Below are 20,539 nucleotides of genomic sequence, written 5' to 3' on the forward strand. Positions count from 1 at the left end.
CCTTACACCATTATAATATAATAATTATCTATATAAGTAAAATACTATTATTTTATATTAATAATAGGTTTTTAGTTATATATGTATGTATTCTTCTCCTTAGTTTTTTTTAATAAATGCTATTATTTTTTACATAAAACTTCTTTGAAGCCCTATTATAATAGAAATCCATCAAAAATCCAACTGTTTTTTATTGTAAAACAACAAAAAAGAAACAGTATCTCTACTGTTTCTTTTTGTACTTCTTATTTTTAAATAATTCTTCTACTAACGGAATTTTGATCTATAGAGTAAGAAGCATTTTGAAGAAAAATTATTTTTAAGTGGTATTAGTATCTACAAGTATTATATTACTTTACTCATCTGTATCTAATTTGAACCCTATGTGAATTTAATCTGAAATTCTAACTACTTCATTTAAACTTTTATTTTTTAGCACATAAATTTTATCAGCTTCTTTTGAAATTTCATTATTATGAGTTACCATAATAACACATTTATTTTCCTCTTCTACTAATTTCTTAAATATAGTTATAATATCTTTAGATGTATCCTCATCTAAATTACCTGTTGGCTCATCAGCTATTATTATATGTGTTTTGCTTACTAACGCTCTTGCTATAGCTACTCTTTGCTGTTGTCCTCCACTCAAAGTTAGTACTTTTTGATTTGCTTGCTCTTCTGTAAGTCCAACTCGCTTCAACATATTCAATGCATACTCTTTTTTATTATCTACCTGCACTCCTTTTACGCTAATCCCCAATATTACATTTTGAAGTGCTGTCATATAATTGATTAAATTATATCCTTGAAATATTATAGATACATAATCTCTTCTATATTTACTAATGCCTATTTTTTCAATACTTTTTCCATCATAAATTATTTCTCCTTCTTTTATTTTATCTAATCCACAAATTAATGATAAAAATGTCGTTTTCCCACTTCCTGATGGTCCAAATATAGTATAAAACTTTCCTTTTTCAAAACTTATATTTATATCTTCTAATATATTTTTATCTTTTTCATAGTAATATTTTAAATTTTTCAGTTCTAAAATTTTATTCTCATTAATCATGTCTACTCAATATCTCCTTTGGTTGAAGTCTCATTATACCAACACTTGGTATTCCTATTCCAATTATCATTATAAGTATTGCTATACCTGCCATTTCAGCAAAATCCTCTCCACTTACACTAACATTTATTGAACTTATAGCTTGAACCTGTTCATGGTTGCTTCCAGGCCCTAATCCACCTCTAAATCCACCACTGTTGAAGCCTCCACCATTAAAGCCTCCAAAACCACTTTGTTCTTGACTCTGTGCAGTTACAGCCACTTCTTTTTGTACTAATGTATTTCCAAGTTTATTACTAACTACACTTCCAACTCCTGCTGAAACTCCTAACGCTATTACTAAGACAATAAGCATTTCTGCAGTAAATTGTGCTATTATTTTTCCTTTTTTCTCTCCTAATGATAATAAGATATCTATCTCATTTCTTCTATTTTTTATGGTAAGTATTATAATTAATGCTAATATTATTGCTCCAGCTACACTTGCTCCAACAACTGTAATTTTAGCAAATGAACTTACATTATTTATTGGTCCTATCATTGTTTCATATTCTTTATTATTTGCATTTAACATAAATGTATTATAATCAATATCAAGCTTTTCAGCTTCTTTTACAAATGAATCTACATTTAATGGATCATTTAAATAAAATGTTGCTTGATCAACTGTATCTTTATAGTCACTACCTTTCATAGTGTTTGCTAAGGTATATGGCACATAAATAGCATTGTACGGATTCATAGCTTCATTTCTTGCTTCCATTTCATTTACTTCTCCACTTGTTTCATATATCCCTTGAATTTTTACTGAGTATACGTCGTCTGTTGTTGGTGATTGAATTTTTATTGTATCTCCAACTTTTAAATCATTATTATTTGCTAACGCTTCTGATATAACTGCTACATTTTGATTTCCATTTTCTTTAGTTATTCCTTCTCCTTCTACTAGCTTTATTGTCCCATTTTTCGCATCTTGTAATAAACCTTGATCTAAAACTCCATTAATTTTTATATTGCCTTGTTGTTGCTGTTCATTTCCCTTAAAAGGGAAATTATTTTGTTGTGTATTTGTTGAACTTTCTGAACTGGTTATTGGATTAAACCCTTGCGCTATTCCTGATGTTGTAGTTGTTAAGTTATATGATGATATATTATTTAATTTTAATATTTTATCTACATCACTCATAGGAATTGATACACTTTTCACTTGAAATTTAGAACCATTTCCCTCTTTCATCATATCTTCTCTCATCTTTTGCATATTCGCTTGCAATGTTACTGTCGCTCCTAGTTTCTCTCTAGCAAAATTACTTGCTTGTGTTGTTGCTTGTTGTATTGATATTCCTGATAATATAAATACGCAAATTGTTGTCATTACTAAAAATAAAAGAATAGTTTTCCCTTTATTTTCTTTTGTGCTTAAAAAAGCTCTCCCTAAGAAATTCATTCTTATTCCCCTTCCATACTTTTAATTTACATATTTATATTAATAAACTTCTCTGTGCTCTAATTGAATATTTCCTATTTTTTAAATGAATATAATCTGAATTTAAAATGAAAAAGAAGAGGTAACACCTCTTCTTTTTAATCTTCACTCTTAAATTGTAATTTAAAAATAAACATATTATTTTTAAATTCTACATCATAGCTAATATTTCCATGAACTTGTATTAATGATTTTACAATATATAGTCCAAGTCCCGTTCCTGGTTTACTTTTATTTCTTGATTTATCTCCTCTATAAAAAGGTGCAAAAATTTCTTCTAAATCTTTTTCATCCATTTCTTCTAAAGTATTATTTTTAACTATTAAGCTATCTTCTTCTAATATTATTTCTATAGTATCCTTACTATATTTAATCCCATTTCCTATTATATTAGATATTATTTTCTTCACTATATTTACATCAATTTTTTTATTTATAATATTTTTTTCTAATAAAGATACTTTTTTATTTTCTGATTCTATAAAATACTCATAACTTCCTAATATATCTTTAACTAAATCATTTACTGATATTTCATGTAACTGAACGCCTATACTTTCTTCATATTTAGCTAAACTTATTATTTCATGTACTAAACTGTTAAGCTCATGCACACTTTCTAATGTTTCCTTTAAATACTTATCTCGATTTTTATATTGACCTATATTGTAAATCATACCTTCTACTTGCCCGCTAATTACAGTAATAGGTGTCTTTAATTCATGTGATATTGCATTTATAAAATCTCGTCGTCTTCTATCAATTCTTTTTTCTTTCTCTATATCCTCTTTTAATTTTGAATTTGCTTCCTCAAGCATATTTATATTTCCCTCTAAATTTTTACTTATAAGGTTAATGCTATTAGATAACTCTGCAAACTCATCTTTCCCTTTTATCTCTAATTCTTTAGAGAAGTTTAAATTAGCTATATCTCTTGCAACACTATTAATTTCTAATAATGGATTACTTATAATTTTTCCATATACAAATACAGATAATATCCCTAATCCTAAAGTTACTAATAGCACTAAAGGAAATAAAACTATTATTATTTTTTTAATTTCTGCTTTAAATTTTATAGGCATATTAACCTTTAAAATACATTCTTGATTTAAACTTTTTACATACACATTAATTGATATTTGATAATCTTTTCCTCCATCATCAACATAACCTTTACTCATTCTATTGTTAGGTGGCGATATTTTATTTAATTCAAATTTACTTGGTATTGGCATATATATAATATTTGCATTTCTATCTATTAATGCTGCCATAGCACCATTCTCATAGCAATATTTGTTTATTCCTTCTTCTAAATTAAAATTAGGATCCTTTTCCATTTTACTTGCAAGAGTCTGCGTTTGACTCTGTATATTTGAAATTTTAGAATCTACATAAATTTGTGGAAATAAACTAAATAAGGTGAAATATATTATTAATGCTGTTATACAAACAATTCCTGTAGATATAATAAACAGTTTTTTCTTTATCCCTATCTTATTCCAATTTTCACTTTTTATTTTATTCATTCTTTTTTTCAAGCACATATCCTACACCTTTAACAGTCTTTATATAATCATATTTTATTTTTTTTCTAAGATTCTTCATATGTGCATCTATAATTCTCATGTCTCCATAATAATCATAGCCCCATACTTTATCCATTAATATTTCTCTTTTTAAAACTGTTGGATAATTAGCAATTAAAAGGCTTAAAATATTAAACTCTTTTAATGTTAACTCTATATCATCACCATCTACAAAAGCTTTATATGTATCCTTATTTAAAACTATATTTTCAAATTCTAATTTTTCTTCTTTTTTGTGTGATTCTCCACATCTTCTTAATACTGCCTCAACTCTTTTTATAAGTAATATAAATGAAAAAGGCTTTGAAATAAAATCATCTACTTTTTCATCGAATGCTTTTATTTGATCCTGCTCATCATTTAAGGCAGTAAGCATTATTATTGGAATCTCTGATTCTTCTCTAATTAAATTAGTTAATGCATACCCATCCATTCTAGGCATCATTATATCTGTAATAATTAAATCAAATGTTTCTTCTCTAAACATTGAATATCCTTCGAGTCCGTCTTTTGCCCCTTTTACTGTATATTCTTCTGCACTTAAAAACTCTATTATAAGCTCTCTTATCTTTATATCATCTTCTACAACTAAAATTTTTTTCATCTAAAATTCATCCTCTCTTGTATATATTTTATCATTAAACTTTTAAATTAATCCTTTTTTCACGTAGAATTCACGTTATCAAGACTTTAAATTCACTACATTACATTAATAAAATTCTATACTTTTTCTTATATAAAGAAAAGCTTTAAGGAAAAATTTCCTTAAAGCCTTTTTTATTTTTTATTTATACGAATCTCTTAATTTTAAGATTTCATCTACACCTTTTTTATATCCACCTGCATCTCTAAGAGATTTCCCTATCTTCTTACTGTTTTCTCTAAACTCTTTGTTTTCTAAAATTATATTTACACTTTCTTTTAACTTTTCTTTTGAGATTTCATCCTTGTTTATAACTAATCCTGCGCCTAATTCTTTTACTCTGTTTGCTACAAAAGGTTGGTCTACAGATTGAGGAATAAAAATAAGTGGAATATCAAAATATAATCCTTCATTTGTACTATTCATTCCTCCATGAGTTATAAATATATCCGTTTCCTTTAAAACATCTAATTGTGAAACATAATTTTTAATAATAAAGTTTTTTGGAATATCTTTAAATGTCTCTTGGATATTAATACTTTTACCAACTGATAATATTATATTTAAATCCATATCTTTAAATGCTTCTATACATTCTTTATAAAACTCTACCGATTTATTAAATAATGTTCCTAATGAAATATATATTGTTTTTTTATTTTTATCAATTGAAAAATCTAAACCTTCATTTCTATCTCCCACAGATGCTCCAATAAATAAATGACTTTCATCAAAATCTTCACTTCTCGGTTGTAAGTATCTTGATGTATATACTATCTTTAAATCTCCATTTGCCATTTTTCTATTTTTATCTTTTAAACTTTCAAAACTCACTCCATATTTTCTGCTTATATTAGTGAAGTTCTCCGAATCATAGTTTATACCTGATCTTACATATCTTCCTAACTTCATAAAGCTAGCCTCTGGTCTCTCTTCTAATATTGCTTTATTTAATAAAAATATTGTTGTGGATGAAATTGCTGGAACTTTTAGGGTCTTTGCTACTTCTTCTCCTATAATAAATGATGAATCATAAACTAAATAATCAAATTTTTCTTTTAATCCAAATACTTTTTCTACCATCTCAGTAAATTGAGCACCCATCATTTCTCCAATTTTTTCAACATGCTCTTTTTTTATATTTGAAGCTTGTAAATTAGATAATTTCTTTCCACCACTTAGAAAATTAGATAAATTCATCTTATTTTCATAACCTACAAATTCAGCTCCAATTTTTTTAATCTTATCCTCAAACTCAAAGCCTGCTATATAAGTTATTTTTTCACCTCTAGCCATAAGTTCCTTTACTAATCCTAGTGTAGGATTTACATGTCCATGTCCCATCATTGTTATAAATAATCCATTTCCCATTTTACTTCATCCTTTCTTGCTCCAGTTAAGCTTTAATCCTTAGTTTTTACATCTCTATATAACTTTCTATAATTAATAGTTTTATTTATTATAGAAAATTATATGCGTGCCTAATTTATTAATTTTTTGACTATTAACCTTTTACTTTAATAGTCAATCTTTGTTTTCTCTATATATTATACATTATATTTCCATTTTTTTTATTGATGTAATATTAAATTATATTTAATATTTTCTCTATAACTAAAAATAGGAAGACATATAAATGCCTTCCTATTTCTTAATTTTCTAAGTTTTGTGGTGAATATCTAATAACTTTTGGTGATGCTCCCCCTTCTAATATAATTAGAGATTTTGCCGGTATTTTATATCCTAACGCTGTCGTTTCCTCATTTGAAAAATTGCTTATAACCTTTAAATTATTACCATATTCAGTCATTTGAACCAATCTATCCTTTGATAATACTTGGAAGTTAGTCATCTCTTCATAACTTGCTATATCACTAAATGGTTGGAATATTTTTGTATTATCTACAATAATATTTTTTTCTTTATTCCATGCTGTTGAATCTAAATGGTATAAGCCTGGTACATTATACAGAATATTATGCAAAAGATTATTTTGTATTTCTCCTTGAGCCTTCAATGTTCCCCATAACCAATGATACGTATTTACTATAGAGTTATTATATACTAATTTATATAATGGAATTGTATATGCTGGATCCATTAATGCTACTTTATATTCTTCTTTTACAGGTACAATCTCTCCAAACTTAGGTGGAACGCCTCCTGTTTTTGAATAATAGGCACCAGTATAGTATGGACTTTGTTTATTTTGCATTGCATCTTTATCCATCCATGAAAATGGCTTAGAATCTATCCCTTGTGCATAATCTAATACTTCACTTGCATAGTCATCTCCACCTTCTGACCCAACTATCATATGCTTATCATTTGCTATATATCCTAATCTTTTTAATCTTGCATCTATATTTTCTCGTTTTGTTGTTGGATGATTTTTACTATAATCAGTAAAAACTTGTCCTGCTGCATCACAATCAACAAACCATGAATTAAAGTCTGGTATATTATTTAATATTGTACTTACTCTTTCTTTTACACTTGGCATTGCAAGAGTTGGATTTAAAGTTCTTCCCTTATTTTTAAATCCTTCTATATACTTTCCTTCTTTGTCTTTTATAGTTGCATTATTATATAATGCTTTATCTTTAAAGTCTGCTGTATCCCAAGCTGCACTTCCTGGATCCTGAATTGATGTATATGAATCATATGGTGCCATTAAATATCCATCTTTAACTGCATCTTGTACCATTTGTGGTTTCATATATGCTTGTGTCCAGTTATTTAATCCTATCCAAGCTTTATTTATTCCTGATGATTTTAAATCATTGATTATTCCTGTAGTTGCTGAATTTGCCCATTCATTTACAGGTGCAAAAGCATTAGGCATATTTTCTTTTAATAACATTTCATTTAATTTTATAGTATCCACTTCATTAAGATTTCCAATACCTTTTTTTAATAAAGAATTTATCTCTCCATTAGTATCTTTAAAAGCATTTTTATTATAAAAATCTTTAGACATACATGCACTAGTTATCCCTGATGTTATTAAATTCTTATCATAATCATCTACATAATCAGCTGTTCCAACACTTTCTATTGCTCCAATCTGAGCCTCTTCTCCGCCTTCTTTATTTAAAATTTGTACTATCTGATTTTTTATTCCTGGTGTCATTTCCTTTATAAATTCTCCCCAGTTTATATTATTAGGCTGGATAACTCTATCATTCCAAAGATATATTTCCGGTGCTCCAATAAGTTTCTCTAGATTTGGATTTTCTTTTTGTTTCTCTTCTAATGTTTTAAAATCACCTTTTTCCACAACATAATTTTTATATGTTTTTGCTATATCTACTGGATTATTTCCTGTTACATAAATTCTAAATCCATAAGTCTTATTTTTATTTATAGATGTAAAATCATGATTTATGTTAAACTCGATATTATTTTTTGTATTAAATGAAATATTATTATTATATGGATTTGTCATTACATAAAGAATTGAACTGTCTTTTTCATTTAATGCAAAAAATGGCATAGAAAACATTTCTAATGTTGTATCCGTATAATCATTTAGATATTCTTTCCACTCTTTATTATCACTTGGAACATATTTTCCTTCTCCTATAGGTAAAGTATAGCTATTAGCTTTTACCACTGGAAACTCAAATGTATTTTCGCCTGTTTTAGTTGATGTTATATTTACATTTAAATAATTATCCTCTTTTACTAATTGAACCTTTATTCCCTTATCTGGATAAGTCCATGTCGTATTTTTTCCATCTTGCTTAAAATCTGTTACTTTCATACTTGGTAATGGATTTGATGCAATAGTTTTAACTCCATTATAATCTGTAGTTATTTCAAAAGTTTCTGGATTTACTGTATATGTAAAATTATAATCATTTACTTTTTCTATCTGATTTTTATTTATTACAGGCTTAACCTTCCCACTAAATTCCTTAAAGCATGTTGCTCCACCTATTGTTACTATTAGCGCAACAACTATTCCTATTATTAATTTTCTTTTCACTTCCGTCACCTCAAAGATATACTATCTTTCTTTTGTTACATCAGTATCACAAATTTTATTCCTTTTAATTCTATAAAAAAAAGCGTTGTTTAAGTTTTATATTCTTAAACAACGCTTCTCTTTTAATTTTATTTATCGTAAATCTCACCATAATTTTTATATGCCTTATTTACTTTAACTACATAATTTTTTGTTTCTGGAAAAGGTATATTAATTAACTGCCCATCTTTTGAATATTCATTACTTTTAAGCCATTTTTGGACATTTCCTCTCCCACCATTATAAGCTGCTATAACTAAATCCCAATTTCCAAATTCATTATATAAATTTCTTAAGTAATAACAACCCATTTTTATATTTATTTCTGGGTTATATAAATCCTCATCTTTAAAATTATTCATTCCTAAAGAATTTGCTATATCTGTTCCAGTTGACACTGTAATTTGCATTAATCCTCTTGCATTAGCATCCGATAATGCATTTGGATTGAAATTACTTTCAATCTTTATTACTGACAATACAAATAAAGGATTTAAATTATATTCTTTTGCATATTCATTTACTAAACTTTTGTATTCATATGGATAAGTTTTTAACCTATATTCTCTCCATACTTTTTTTCCTAAACTAATTGTACTTATAGCTAATATTATACTTAAAGCTATTATAATTATCTTTTTCATCTTCTCACAACTCCAATTAAACTTCCTTCATAATTATGTTTAATAATTAAAATTTAGTCCTTTTTTTATCTCCAGATTATAATAGCTTTGTTTTATTACATTAATATCACATTTTTCTTTTATACATCATATAAAATTTAATTTTATCTTCTTTTAATGTCACTCCATACATAATTTTTTCTCGTTTTAATATTTCTTCTACTATAGAAAGTCCAATCCCTGTTCCTGAAAGCTCCTTACTTCTAGACTTCTCTCCTACATAAAAAGGCTTCCATATATTTTTAAGTTTTTCTTCATCTAAACCATTTTGTTTATTTTCTATTGAAAAAATTCCATTTCCATAAGAGATTTTAATATAATTTGAAGTATTGTATTTTATTCCATTACTAATAAAATTATTTAGGACAATTTCTATACTTTCTTTATCTGCATATATATCCATATATCCTTTAGGTTCTTTTATTATTTTTATCTTTTTATTTTTCAATTGTATCTCAAACTTTAGCAAAACCTTCTCTAAAAGATTTTCAAAATCAAAATTTTCTTTATTACTTACACTTCTTTGTACTCTAGATAAATCTAATATATTCTCCACTAATTTTGTTGTATTATCAACTTGCTCGATTATTATGTCACTAAAACTTCCATCATCTAATCCATCATTTATAGCTATTGCATAAGCTTTAATTAAAGATAATGGTGTTTTTACTTCATGAGATATACTAGATAATAGTATTTTTAAATCCTCATTCTTCTTCTCTAGTTCCATATGTGCTTTTTCTAAACTTTTACTCATTGTATTAATAGTTTTAGAAAGTTCTTCTATTTCATCACCAGTTCTTATTTCTTCTGCTTTAAAATTTAAACTTCCTATATTTTTTGCTTGTTCTTTTAAAGTCTCTATAGATTCTACAGTTTTTCTTGTAAATAACCATACTAAAATCAAACTAATGATAACTGCTACACTTGTAATATAAAAATTAAAGGTATTTACAATATTTATAGTTTCTATATCATTAGCCATTGATTTTCCTATGAGAATTATTTCTCCATCTTTTTTAAATATTTTTACAAAGTAATTTGACTGCAATTTATCTTGATAGAAGATTTTATTTATGTACCCTTCTTTATTTAATTTACTTACATCTATTTTAGTTATCCATAATTTACTTACGTTAATTTTACTTTGATTTAATTTTAGTTGTATCTCATCATTTAAGGAATTTATATTACTTAAGTAGCTATCTGATAAATTTATTATTGTTATATTATCGTTCTTTTCTAATGTTATTTCTTTATCCATAAATTCATTTAATGATATACTTTTTGAATAATTATATATTTTATCAATACTAGTTCGAGTTCTATATACATAGTATTTGGACAAAAAATAATTATTTAAAAAATATGTACTTCCAAAAACTATAACTATTATTAAAATAATTATTAAATATAATTTCTTTGACAATTTATTTTTATTAAACATGTAAACAATACCCTAGTCCTCTATGTGTTTTTATATAGTCATTACCTATTTTTTCTCTTAATCTGTGTATATGAGTATCTACTGTTCTATAATCTCCATAATAATCTAATCCCCAAACAGTATTTAAAAGCATATCTCTCGATAGTATTTTACCTTTATTGTTGTAAAAATATTCTAATAAATTAAATTCTATTTTTGTTAATTCTAAATCCTTCTTATTCCTAAATACTTTTTTTCCTTTGAAATCTATCTCTAAATCTCTTAAAAAAGTTCGTTTATCCTTTTCTATTAACTTCTTAGCTCTTAATAATAATATTCTTTGATCAAATGGCTTCCTTATATAATCATCTGCTCCAGCATCTAAACTTACATATTCATCATCAAGTTCTCCTTTAGCAGTCAATATAATAACTTTTGTTTCTTTTAATTCTTTAAATTCCTTACAAAGCTCTATTCCATCCTTTTTAGGCATCATCCAATCTAAAATGGCTAAGTCGATTTTTTCATTATAAAAAATATTTAAAGCTTCTTCTCCATCATTAGCTATAAAAACTTTATATCCCTCTTTTTCAAAATATATCTTCAATATATTAGTTAACATTATTTCATCGTCAGCAATCAATATGTTCATATAAAATCTCCTCATATAATATTTCTATATTTCATTATTATAAATCAATGTCACATTAATATTACATTTTCTTATTAAATAATCCTATACTACCTAAATAAAAAGTTAAAGCTCCTTAATATTAAGAAGCTTTAACTTTTTCTATTCATTATATAATTCATCAATTCTTTTAAGAACTCTACGTTTCTTTCTATTCCTTTTATAGCCCCAATAGCAGCTACATAATATTCAAAAAGCTTTTTTTCAGCCTCTTCATAACCTAATATTGTAACAAATGTTGATGTTTTATTTTTCTTATCTATTCCTATTTCTTTTCCAAGTTTTTCTCTTTCTCCTACAGTATCTAACATATCATCTTTTATTTGAAATGCCACACCTGCACATTTTGCAAATACCTTCAACTTTTCCTTTTCTTCTGTCTTTGCATTTCCAAGTATAGCTGGCATTATTACTGCTGCTTCAAAAGCTATTCCTGTTTTATAAAAACATATCTCTTCTAGCTCTTCTTCACTTAAGTTCTTTCCTTTGCTTTCTAAATCCATAGATTGTCCTTTACACATCTGCTTTATAACTTCTGTTGTATATTCTATAAGCTCTATTATCTTCTCTTTATTAAATCCCTTTAACTTTGTTTGTTCTTGTATTCCTTGTTGCGTTAAAAATATACTTGTTAGTTCTGCAATTGCTACTCCATATTTTTTATGAATTGTTTCTTTACCTCTTCTTAAATCTGCATTATCTTGTGATGGCAAATCATCTAATATCAAAGAAGCTGTATGCATATATTCTAAAGATTTTATGAGTGGAACTAGGCTTTCTTTCTTTAATCCATAACTTTCTATTCCAACTATCCATGTGATTATTGACCTAAGTCTCTTTCCATTTCCGCATAAACTATAATTTGTTGCTTCAACAATTTTACTTTTATCTAGTTTTACTCCTATTACATCATCTATTTCTTTTTTCATTCCATTTATTTTTTCTTTAAATATTCTCTTCTTTTCTTTTGCTTCATTCATTCTTTCTATTATTTCATCTCTTAAAAGCTTATCATAAAATTCAATATTCCTTGCGTTTTTTATTCCTTCTTCTAAATATCTATCTAATTCTTTATGATCTAATTTAATAAAATCAATATTATATTCTCTTTTCTTTTCTTTAAATCTTCTAAGACTATTTATAACTCTACATATAATAATATCCTTTACCTTGCTATCATTTTTATAAATCTTGTGAGTAAGATAATATATTACTGCAAAATAAACTTTAAAGGGATTTATAGCCTGCTTTCTATTCTTCATATAATATGTGTATGGAGTAACTCTCTTATTTCTATAATCTTCTTCCATATCCGTAAAATCATCTGCTAACTGATTATATATACCATAATAAAATAAATTACTATTGAAATCCTCTTTTTCTTTACCTAATATTGTTGGAACTATCAACCTTGATGCTGCAGATTTTAATATTACTGGCACAAATATCTCTTCATTTTTATATTCTTTATCTAAACTCTTTTTTCTATCTAATTCTTGTGCATGGAAAAATACATAAGCTAACTCTAAAAATTCTTTAACTTTTTCTTCTTTTTGATTTTCTTTTATATAATTAAAAGCTTCTTCTAACTGGGATTGAACATAATTTAGAATCTCTTTATTCTCCGAATTCCATTCTTTTTTCGGTACATTACCACTTACTAATGTCTCTCTTATTATATTAGAGTACTCTTCTTCTTCTATCTCATTTAATATTTGAGAATCTAACAAATCATCTATATATGGATATGTAATTCCATATGCATACCCAATTTTTACACTTTTACTTACTTCTTTTTCTTTTTCATTATCATCCCATACCCTATACATTAAAACGCCTGCAATAACTTTTATAATCTTTCTTATTGCACTTACTTTATCTATTCCCTTTGGTATATTTTCTGAGGTTTCTCGCATTTTATTTATAATCCAAATTACTAGATCTTCTCTTCCATGATCTTTTGCATCATTATAAATTTTTTCTAACTCAATATTTTTTTCTTTTCCATCTATAGTTGCACTTATATCTTTAACTACATCTTTAATCTTATTAGAAACCTCTTTTTCTGTTATATCCTTTCCTAAATCTCTCATGAATATATATGAAATACTTCGATCTAAATAACTATCTAGCATTCCTTTTTTCTTAATATATTTTAGATAAGGTTTATATCCCTTTATATTACTTTTTAATATAAAATTATAATTAAACCTTCCTTTATTAATATGATTATTATTCCATTCTTTTAAATCTTCTTTTAGTACTTCTAAATATTCCTCTTTTTCTAAAATATCATTTAAGTCCTTCCAATAATTTAATCCATATTCATAAACTTCATCATACACACTCTCATCAATTCTTTTTCCGCTCATTTTTAATCCTTTAAAACTTATTCCTTTATATTATAGTGATAAAAATTTTGTTTAATTCCAAAAACTTTATTCATCTTTATTCCCTTGAATAAAATCCTTCACCATTTCATTTTGTGACATATTTCTTGCATTTACTACTCTTAGCCCCCTTATTTAGGTAATTGCTATTTAAGTTAATTGTATATTAATTAATTATTAACTTATTTTTATACGTATTTTCAGTAAATTTTATAAACCATAAAAAAATATCTATTTTTTTATTAATATTGAGATTTTTCACAATATTCTTTATATATTATAAAATAAAACACTCATTTACATAAATATCTATAATTTTCTCTTCTTTACTTCAATTGACTAAACTATTAAAATCCTACTTAGAGATAAATTAGGAGGAATGTACTAATGACAAAAGCAACACAAGATTCAAAGAAAAATGTAACATATAAGATTAGTACATGGGGTTTCATTTCAATGTCTATTTTAACTGTATACGGTGTAATGAATGGACAACAAATGTATTACCAAATGGGCTATCAAGCAATTACTTACGTGCTCATAGCCACCGTATTGTTCTTTATTCCCTACTCCTTTGCTGTTGCAGAAATGGGGTCTGCATTTAGTGATAAAAAAGGTGGAATTTATTCATGGTTATCTGAGATAATCGGCGAAAAATATGCACTTTCAACTACTTTAATTTGGTTTTCATCACAATTTTTAGGCGGACTTGCAATTAGTGCAATCTGTATTAAATTTTCAACAATGCTTTATGGAAAAGATATTTCAGAGACTTGGCATTTTTTTGGTCTTAGTAACCAAATGTCAACTACTTTAATAGGTATTGTTTGGGTTTTATTTTGGATATTTATAGCTACTAAAGGTGTTAAATCTATAGAAGTTTTAACTAAAATATCTATGCTACTATTCTTCTACAACAATATTTTTACTATTGTAGTTAGTTTATGGGTATTCTTCAAAAATAAAATGCATTTTGCTCAACCACTTCATTGGCACGGTATTTCAACATTATTTGTTGGTCCTAATCCAGACTATCGTAGTATATTTAGTATGCTTGGATTTATGGTTTTTGCCATTATGATATTCGGTGGAATGGAATCTGCTAGTGGACTTGTTGACGAAGTTGAAAATCCAAGAAAAACTGTTCCTAAGGGGATTTTTATTACTGTTGTTGTAATATTTGTACTTACTATCGTAATGATTGTAGGTAGTGGTATGGTTCTTAACTGGAATCAAGTTTACAATAATCCAAATGTAAACTTAGTTAACTTTACTGTTTATCTAGGATTAAAATATTATTCATCACTTGGACTTGCTTTAGGTATGAGTGCAGTTCATGCAGCGGCATTTGCAAAATGGTATATGATATTCTACTCATGGATAGCAGCATTATCATTCTTACAACTTCCATTAAATTATTACTTCCCTATCAAACAGCTAATTGAAGGACTTCCTAAAGGAATGTTACCTGACGCTGTTACTAGAAAGAATAAACATAATGTTCCTGCCAATGCACTTTGGCTTTTAGGATTATTCTTATGTGGTGGTTCTTTAATAATAGTTTTAATTTTTGGAAATAATGCAAATCAAATTTACAACTACACTACTTTTATGGTTACAGTTGCATCTGTAATTCCATGGGGACTTATTACCTTTGCTTATATTAAGTTTAAGAAAAATGATAATATTAAAAAGCATTATAAGTTCTTTGGTAAAAAAGTAGGAATCATCTACAACTCAATATCATTACTCGTAATAATATTTGCAGTTGTATTCTCATTAATTCAACCTTGGACTCAGCCAGGTGGGGCAGAACAAGGAATTTTAATGATATTCGGTCCAGTTTTATTTGGACTTATCGGATTCTTTATTGCTAGAAGATATCAAAAAGTCCATAAAAATAATGAATCATAATAATAAAAAAGGAACTGTTAAACAACAGTTCCTTTATTATTTATCTATTTCACAGTGCATATATTCTTTTGCATCTTTCCCCTCTACTAAAAAAGATTGTCCCTTTGAGCAAAATATTGAAGTGCTAGTATATTGAATATCTGCATTCTTATCATAATTTTTTTCTTTAATGATTTCTTCTTCATTATGACAAAAATCATATCCATCAAAAACCATATTAAGGCTTCCTTTTCCTCTAGTAAAACTAACAAACTCTAAAGGATAATCCATAAATGTTTTTACTGGACCTTTTCCTGTAATCTTAACTATTTTATCATTTAATGTTTCAGGTGGATTAAACTTACCATTCATTTTTTGAATATCCGATAGTACTCTACCTAAATTATCAATATTTATAGATATACTAAATTTATAAAAAGGTTCTAACAATCTAGTCTTCCCACTTTCTAATCCTTGTCTTAAAGCTCTTTTAGTCGCTTCTCTAAAATCTCCACCACTAGTATGTTTATTATGAGCCCTTCCTGTTAAAAGTATAATCTTCATATCCGTAATAGGACTACCTGTTAAAACTCCTTTATGCTCTCTTTCAAAAATATGAGTTTTAATAAGATTTTGATTGCCTGTAGTTAAATGGTCTGCATGGCATCTATTTTCGAATTTTATACCACTGCCACGTTCTCCTTCCTCTAACCTTAAATGAACCTCACTGTAGTGCCCCAGAGGCTCAAAATGGCCATATCCTATAGATACTCCCTCTATTGTTTCTTTATATAGTATTTCTGGTGTTCCAAATTGAACTTTCAAATTAAATCTTCCTAAAAGTATCTCCTCTAAAACTTCCAGTTGTACTTTTCCCATTATGCTTATAGATAACTCTTTTATTTCTTCATTCCAAAATACATTTAAACTGCTGTCTTCACTTTCTAATATTTTAAATATTTTAAGGACTTCATTTGGATTTAATTTTGAATCATAAATGATTTTAACCTTTAATGCAGGTTCTGTATTTAATTTTAATTTTTCATCAAATCCTATAGAATCTCCTGCCATTAAATCCATTATTCCTACAACACCAAATATATCCCCTACTGAAACTTTATCTACAAGACTATACTTATTTCCATTATACTCTCTGATTTCATTTATTTTTTCTCTCTTCTTTTCCCCATCTACAGAGAACTCTAACTCTTCTTTAGTTTTTAAGCTTCCACTTAAAGCCTTTATAAAAGTTACTCTTGATCCTTTTTCATCATATTTTATTTTAAAGACTCTCCCTTTAAATTCACTATCATCCACTTCTGTATATGTTAAATTATGAAAACTATTAAAAAATTCTTTAACTCCTTCATAAAGCAATGCTGACCCTTTATATACTGGAAATACTTCTCTTTCTTTAATCAATCTCTTTAAAGTATTCTTCCATAATTTTTCATCATATTCTCCATCTAAATATTTTTCTAAAAGTTCCTCATCTTTTTCAGCTATAAATTCAATTTGAGATTCACTTAAATTATCAAAATCTTTATCTGTATATAAAATATCTTTTGATAATTTAAGTTTTAGTTCATCTAAACTCTCTTCTATATCTGCACCAACTCTATCTATCTTGTTTATAAAAATAAATGTTGGGATATTATATTTTTTCAAAAGTTCCCAGATAGTTTCTGTATGCCCTTGTACTTTCTCTACTGCACTTATAAGTAATATTCCATAATCAAGAATACTTATAGCTCTCTCCATCTCTGGTGAAAAATCTACATGCCCTGGAGTGTCTACTAAAAAGTACTTATCATCTTTATAATTAAAAATACCTATATCTGAAAATACAGTTATTCCTCTTTCTTTTTCAATTTCATGGCTATCTAAAAAAGTATCTTTATGGTCTACTCTTCCTTTATTTCTAATTGCATTTGCATTATATAATAATCCTTCTGAAAAAGTTGTTTTTCCAGCATCTACATGTGCAAATACACCTATGCTCTTCTTCATATTCTCTTCTCCTAATCTATTTAAATATTTTTCTCATTTATTTAGTTAATTAAATCTTATCAAATACTCCTATAGTTTTGAATATATTTTTCTTTTCTTTAATTATTTTATACAAAAAGAACCCACCATAAGGTGAGTTCCAATACTCTCTATTTTCTTCTTGCAAATTCCATAAACTTAAACTTATCTGGTCTATGTCTTGATTCTGTATACTGAAATAATTCTCCATTTTCTAAGTAAGTATAACTTTTACAAACTACAATACAATTGAAATCTTCAAGGTTTAACAACCTTTTATCTTCTTCTGTTACTTGTCTAACTGTTATTTCTTTTCTTGCAAATGCTATCTTAAGTTCAAGTACATTTTCAATATACTCATAAATTGAATTTTTACAAACCTCTTTAGTTAAGTTTGGTATAAGAGATCTATTTAAATAATCTTTATCTAAAATTATTCTTTCCCCATTTATTTCTCTAACTCTTATAACTTCCCAAATATCATCTTCGCATTTTAATTTTTTTCTTATAGAATGTTTTTCTGTTATTAAGTTAAATCTTTCTAAATGAGTCTCTATTTTCCCATTCATTTTTTGTGCTAATTCTTTAAAACTTACAACTCCTGCTAACGGAAAATCAAATCTAGCCATTTCTAATACAAATGACCCTTTTCCTTTTTTCTTTATTATATATCCATTCTGCTCAAGTTTATTTAATGCCTTTCTTACTGTATCTCTCGAAACTGAATATTTCTCCATCATTTCAGTTTCAGATGACAATTTTTCACTTGGCTCTAAAATTCCATTTTCTATTTCTGAGATAACTTCATTATATATTTTTAAATATTTACTTTCCATATTCATCACCTTGTAAATATTTTAGCATTGACTATTTTATTTAACAAGCTTATATACTAGACTTTCATATGGTCTTAATTTTATAGATTTAAATTCTGTAGCTGAATCTTTATAATTAGAAATCAATATATTTGAATTATATTCTAATAATTCTAATTTATCCTTTGGCAATTCAAATTCACTCTCATTTCCATAAAAATTGTTTATTACTAGTAATCTTTCATCTTTATATTTTCTAATATATGCAAAAATATTCTTATCTTCTTTTAAAATTATTTCAAATGATCCTTCTGATATTAATTTTTCCTCATGTCTAAGTTTTATAAGTTTTTGATAATGATAAAAAACTGAATTCTCATCATTTAATGCATTTTCTACGTTGATATTTTTATTTTCACCAACTTCAAGCCATGGAGTTCCTTCCGTAAACCCTCCATTTTTCCCGTTATTCCATTGAACAGGAGTTCTTGAATTATCTCTTGATTTCTCACTTAAAATTTTAAGAATATTTTCTTCTGATTCTCCTGACTCTTTTAATATATTGTAATAATTAATAGATTCCACATCTTTATATTGATGGATTGAATTATAATATGGATTAGTCATACCAAATTCTTCTCCTTGATAAATATATGGTGTTCCTCTAAGCATATGCACAGTTGTTCCAAGCATTTTTGCACTTTCTACTGGATATTTTTTATCATCTCCAAATCTTGAAACTATTCTTGGTTGATCATGGTTACACCAAAATACTGCATTCCATCCATTGCCTTTTTCCATACCATTTTGCCATTTATCAAATATATCTTTAAGCTCTAAAAAATCAAAATCATCTACACTCCACTTGTTTCCATCTTTATAATCCACTTTTAAATGATGAAAATTAAATACCATTGATAATTCGCCCTCATCTGGATTAGTATATTTTATACAATTTTCAATATTCGTAGATGACATCTCACCTACTGTTATTATATCTTCAAATCTTCCAAAAGTTTTTGCATTTAATTCTTTTAAATACTGGTGTATTTTATGTCCATCTGTATAAAATCTTCTTCCGTCTCCATTTAAATCATCTTCAAATTTTTCTGGCTTAGAAATTAAATTAATTACATCAAATCTAAATCCCTTTACTCCCTTATTGATCCAAAAGTTCACAATACTATATATCTCTTCTCTAACCTCTTCATTCTCCCAATTTAAATCTGCTTGTGTTTTATCAAATAAATGTAGATAATATTCATTAAATTTTTCTACATACTCCCATGCAGATCCACCAAACTTAGAGATCCAATTAGTTGGTTCTTCCCCCTCTTTTCCTTCCTTGAAAATATAATAATTTTTATATTTTTCATCTCCAGCCATAGCTTTTTTAAACCATTCACACTCTGTAGATGTATGATTAAATACCATATCTAACATTAAATATATTTCTCTTTTTTCCGCTTCTTTAACTAACTCCTCAAAGTCTTTCATAGTTCCAAAACTTTTATCTATATTATAATAATCAGCTACATCATATCCATTATCTTTTTGAGGTGAAATATAAAAAGGTGTTAACCAAAGATAATCTACCCCTAAGCTTTTTAAATAATCTAACTTTTCTATAACTCCTCTTAAATCCCCTATTCCATCATTGTTGCTATCCTTAAATGACTTTGGATATATTTGATATACTACTGCATCTTTTAAATCTACTTTTTTCATAATTCTTCCTCCAAATTCTCTAATAATTAGTTCAAGGCAAATGTTATACCTAAAGA

The 20,539-nt window shown here is 26.6% G+C and carries 14 protein-coding genes; 1 reads left to right on the forward strand and 13 read right to left on the reverse strand.

All coding sequences use genetic code 11. The features are described from left to right. Positions 1-391: 391 nt before the first annotated feature. The 10 genes from Q0W06_RS00790 to Q0W06_RS00835 all read right to left on the reverse strand — a co-directional run bounded on the left by Q0W06_RS00790 (position 392) and on the right by Q0W06_RS00835 (position 14,001). A complete protein-coding gene (locus Q0W06_RS00790) occupies positions 392-1,078 on the reverse strand; it encodes an ABC transporter ATP-binding protein (protein WP_297629992.1) in 687 nt (228 codons plus the stop codon). Then, positions 1,071-2,525: an ABC transporter permease gene (locus tag Q0W06_RS00795; protein ID WP_297629995.1), complete on the reverse strand. Its 1,455-nt coding sequence runs from the start codon at positions 2,523-2,525 to the stop codon at positions 1,071-1,073. The genes Q0W06_RS00790 and Q0W06_RS00795 overlap by 8 nt, the downstream gene beginning before the upstream one ends. Positions 2,526-2,662: 137 nt before the next feature. Continuing rightward, the gene (locus Q0W06_RS00800) at positions 2,663-4,114 is read right to left on the reverse strand and encodes a HAMP domain-containing sensor histidine kinase (protein ID WP_297629997.1); all 1,452 of its coding nucleotides are present in this window, start codon (positions 4,112-4,114) and stop codon (positions 2,663-2,665) included. After that, on the reverse strand, positions 4,089-4,760 hold the full coding sequence (locus tag Q0W06_RS00805) for a response regulator transcription factor (RefSeq protein ID WP_297630000.1): 672 nt from the start codon (positions 4,758-4,760) through the stop codon (positions 4,089-4,091). Before Q0W06_RS00805 ends, Q0W06_RS00800 begins: the two co-directional genes overlap by 26 nt. A 180-nt stretch (positions 4,761-4,940) precedes the next feature. Continuing rightward, a complete protein-coding gene (locus Q0W06_RS00810) occupies positions 4,941-6,170 on the reverse strand; it encodes a macrolide family glycosyltransferase (protein ID WP_297630003.1) in 1,230 nt (409 codons plus the stop codon). A 280-nt stretch (positions 6,171-6,450) separates the two neighbouring features. After that, positions 6,451-8,790: a glycoside hydrolase gene (locus Q0W06_RS00815; RefSeq protein ID WP_297630006.1), complete on the reverse strand. Its 2,340-nt coding sequence runs from the start codon at positions 8,788-8,790 to the stop codon at positions 6,451-6,453. 128 nt (positions 8,791-8,918) lie between these two features. After that, on the reverse strand, positions 8,919-9,473 hold the full coding sequence (locus Q0W06_RS00820; protein ID WP_297630008.1) for a lytic transglycosylase domain-containing protein: 555 nt from the start codon (positions 9,471-9,473) through the stop codon (positions 8,919-8,921). Positions 9,474-9,579: 106 nt separating this feature from the next. After that, positions 9,580-10,959 carry a HAMP domain-containing sensor histidine kinase gene (locus Q0W06_RS00825; protein ID WP_297630011.1) on the reverse strand — a complete coding sequence of 460 codons (1,380 nt, stop codon included), beginning with the start codon at positions 10,957-10,959 and terminating at the stop codon, positions 9,580-9,582. After that, positions 10,952-11,590 carry a response regulator transcription factor gene (locus Q0W06_RS00830; RefSeq protein ID WP_297630014.1) on the reverse strand — a complete coding sequence of 213 codons (639 nt, stop codon included), beginning with the start codon at positions 11,588-11,590 and terminating at the stop codon, positions 10,952-10,954. The genes Q0W06_RS00825 and Q0W06_RS00830 overlap by 8 nt, the downstream gene beginning before the upstream one ends. Positions 11,591-11,721: 131 nt before the next feature. Continuing rightward, a complete protein-coding gene (locus Q0W06_RS00835; RefSeq protein ID WP_297630017.1) occupies positions 11,722-14,001 on the reverse strand; it encodes a polyprenyl synthetase family protein in 2,280 nt (759 codons plus the stop codon). 405 nt (positions 14,002-14,406) lie between these two features. On the opposite strand from Q0W06_RS00835, the gene Q0W06_RS00840 reads away from it, so the two are divergent. Next, the gene (locus Q0W06_RS00840; protein ID WP_297630020.1) at positions 14,407-15,933 is read left to right on the forward strand and encodes an amino acid permease; all 1,527 of its coding nucleotides are present in this window, start codon (positions 14,407-14,409) and stop codon (positions 15,931-15,933) included. A 36-nt stretch (positions 15,934-15,969) separates the two neighbouring features. On the opposite strand, the gene Q0W06_RS00845 is transcribed toward Q0W06_RS00840, so the two are convergent. The 3 genes from Q0W06_RS00845 to treC all read right to left on the reverse strand — a co-directional run bounded on the left by Q0W06_RS00845 (position 15,970) and on the right by treC (position 20,483). After that, complete coding sequence (locus Q0W06_RS00845) at positions 15,970-17,922, reverse strand: TetM/TetW/TetO/TetS family tetracycline resistance ribosomal protection protein (protein WP_297630022.1); 1,953 nt, start codon at positions 17,920-17,922, stop codon at positions 15,970-15,972. Positions 17,923-18,071: 149 nt separating this feature from the next. Further along, complete coding sequence (treR, locus tag Q0W06_RS00850) at positions 18,072-18,776, reverse strand: trehalose operon repressor (RefSeq protein WP_297630025.1); 705 nt, start codon at positions 18,774-18,776, stop codon at positions 18,072-18,074. 36 nt (positions 18,777-18,812) lie between these two features. Next, complete coding sequence (gene treC / locus Q0W06_RS00855; RefSeq protein ID WP_297630028.1) at positions 18,813-20,483, reverse strand: alpha,alpha-phosphotrehalase; 1,671 nt, start codon at positions 20,481-20,483, stop codon at positions 18,813-18,815. Between the last annotated feature and the right edge of the window lie 56 nt (positions 20,484-20,539).

This window comes from uncultured Clostridium sp., from assembly GCF_947072515.1.
Lineage (GTDB): Bacteria > Bacillota > Clostridia > Clostridiales > Clostridiaceae > Clostridium.